Here is a 2,470-nt window from a genome sequence, read left to right as displayed (position 1 = left end):
CCGCCCGGCACGAAGGCAGCACCCATGCGCGACAGCGGCGGCAGCGCCGCCTTCAGGAAGGTGCCGGCCGGATACGTCGTCGTCAGGAAGGTGTCGCCGGCCTGGGTGGACAGCAGGCCGAGCAGCAGGGCGAAGGCCAGGCCGTCATCGCCCAGGTCCAGCAGGTCCGGGGCCTGGCGCAAGCCGCCGACACCGACACCATGGATGCGCCAGGCGCCGCCCCCGTCCGGGCCTGAAACCTCGGCCCCCAGGGTCCGCAAGGCCTGGACCACCGGCTCCAGCCCGGCCGGCGCCCGCGTCACCGTGCTTTCGCCCACCGCCAGCGCCGCCAGGACCAGGGCCCGCGTCGCGACACCGGCGTCACCCGGCACCGGGGCCGAGCCCGCCAAGGGGGCGACGGGCGCGGACGTCCAGCGGGTGGTTTGGGGCGCAGGCGTGGGCATGGGCGTTCTCGTTCCTGAACCGGCTCCCGGTTGACGGGACGTCACGCCGCCAGCATGACCCCGCCCCCTGGGTACGCGCAAGGGAGGCGGTGGCGGCGGGCAGGCGGTGCCGGGGGTGCGAACCGCCCCCATTCGCGGCGAAAGCGCCCCCTTGTGGGTGTCTTCACGGATTCACGTTTGACAGGGGGCGGGCTTCATGGCAAACGCCCGCTCCTGTACCTTTTTATATTGTGCGTGGGAATGGCCGGCCCGGGCCGCGCCCACGCGTGTTTTGACGGAGGATTGCCGTGGCGAAACCGGAATGGGGCACGAAGCGGATCTGCCCGAACTGCGGCACCCGCTATTACGACATGCGGAAGAATCCGCCCACCTGCCCCTCATGCTCGACCGTGTTCGATCCGGAGGCCTTGCTGAAGTCCCGCCGGGCCCGTCCCATCCTGGCCGACGACACCAAGAAGCCGGTCCTGGATGACGAGGACACCGGCGTCGGGGTCGAGGACGAGGAGAAGGAGGAAGCCCTGGAGGAGGCCGAGGCCGATCTGGAGGTCGATGACCTGGAAGAGGCCGAGGTCGCCGATGACGTGCCTGGCGACGAGGACGATGACGTCCTGCTGGAAGACGCCGAGGAACTGGGCGACGAGGATGACATGGGTGAGGTGGTCGACGTCGAAGGTGGTGACGAAGACCGCTAAAGCCTGAGGAATATCAGGGCGTTGGCCGCGTCGGAAAAAAAGTTGGGATTTCCGAATTTTTCTCTTGATCCGGCCAGCGCATCTGAGCATATTCCCGCCCACACCACGCCAGCCCCCAGGCGGCGCGGACCGAGTTGAAATGGTTCGGGGCTATAGCTCAGCTGGGAGAGCGCTACAATGGCATTGTAGAGGTCAGCGGTTCGATCCCGCTTAGCTCCACCAAATCCGAAAGGCCGGCTGACGACTCAGCCGGCCTTTCGTGTTTTTAGCCTGATTGACTGGCGGCACCCGCCTCTTCTTCTTTCCCGATCGCGGCGCCCCCGGTTAACCAACTTGGAATAAAGCGTTCCCTGCCACCGAAACCACCCCGCACATGCCGCGCTTACATGACAGGGTCGCGCACCAAACTGCGCACTTGATCTCAAGCCCGCATCTGCGCATAGTCCCGGCCTCACCGCCGCTCCCCAGGACATGGGGCCCAGATGGCGGGGCCGAATTCAAAGGTTCGGGGCTATAGCTCAGCTGGGAGAGCGCTACAATGGCATTGTAGAGGTCAGCGGTTCGATCCCGCTTAGCTCCACCAAATCCGAAAGCCCGGTTGGTTCATCCAGCCGGGCTTTCGTGCGTTCGGGGCCCAGCGCGCCATCGGATAAGCCACCTCGGCGAAACGGGCCGAGTCGGCATGCGATGGCGGCCGGCCGCGTGTTGAAGCCCAGCGCCGCCGGAATAGGATGACGGGCCCGGGAACCTACGGGCGGAACTTTCCGCGCGTCCCCAAAAAGCGAAGGGCCGCGCCCATGATGGCGACGGCCCTCTTTCTTCGGCAGTCCGCTTACTTCCCGGTCAGCACCCAGTCGGGGCGGACCCAGTGGCAGGTGTAGCCGCCGATGTTTTTCTCCAGATAGTCCTGGTGATAATCCTCCGCCTCCCAGAAGGTGCCGGCGGGGACGATCTGGGTGACGACCTTGCCTGGCCAGCGGCCGGAGGCGTCAACCTCGGCGGTCACTTCCTCCGCCGCCGCCTTCTGCTCCGGCGAGGCGTAGAAGATGGCGCTGCGGTACTGGCTGCCGATGTCGTTGCCCTGGCGGTTGACGGTCGTCGGGTCGTGGATCTGGAAGAAGAATTCGGTCAGGCGGCGGTAGGTCAGCTTGGCCGGGTCGAAGGTGATCTCGATGGCTTCGGCGTGGCCGGTGGCGCCGGTCTTCACGTCCTTGTAGGTCGGGTTCCGCAGCTCGCCGCCGGTGTAGCCCACGCGGGTGTCGACCACGCCCGGCACCTTGCGGATCAGATCCTCCATGCCCCAGAAGCAGCCACCGGCGAACGTCGCGGTTTCGG

At 66.7% G+C, this 2,470-nt stretch carries 2 protein-coding genes, 2 tRNA genes and 1 pseudogene; 3 read left to right on the top strand and 2 right to left on the bottom strand.

Annotated features, from left to right (window positions below):
- Positions 1-443: pseudogene (locus I55_RS29975) on the bottom strand (hypothetical protein); the annotation flags it as partial.
- Positions 444-730: 287 nt separating this feature from the next.
- On the opposite strand from I55_RS29975, the gene I55_RS29970 reads away from it, so the two are divergent.
- The 3 genes from I55_RS29970 (at position 731) to I55_RS29960 (ending at position 1,718) form a co-directional block, all read left to right on the top strand.
- On the top strand, positions 731-1,135 hold the full coding sequence (locus I55_RS29970; RefSeq protein WP_044564384.1) for a TIGR02300 family protein: 405 nt from the start codon (positions 731-733) through the stop codon (positions 1,133-1,135).
- Positions 1,136-1,281: 146 nt separating this feature from the next.
- A tRNA-Ala gene (locus I55_RS29965) sits at positions 1,282-1,357 on the top strand.
- Between the two features lie 285 nt (positions 1,358-1,642).
- Positions 1,643-1,718, top strand: a tRNA-Ala gene (locus I55_RS29960).
- 249 nt (positions 1,719-1,967) lie between these two features.
- Here I55_RS29960 and msrA read toward each other — a convergent pair.
- Positions 1,968-2,470 (bottom strand): peptide-methionine (S)-S-oxide reductase MsrA (msrA, locus tag I55_RS29955; RefSeq protein WP_044564383.1); only part of this gene is annotated, 503 nt, incomplete at its 5' end.

The sequence above is a fragment of the Azospirillum sp. B4 genome, assembly GCF_000333275.1.
Lineage (GTDB): Bacteria > Pseudomonadota > Alphaproteobacteria > Azospirillales > Azospirillaceae > Nitrospirillum.
This window is presented reverse-complemented; position numbering and strand designations above follow the sequence as displayed.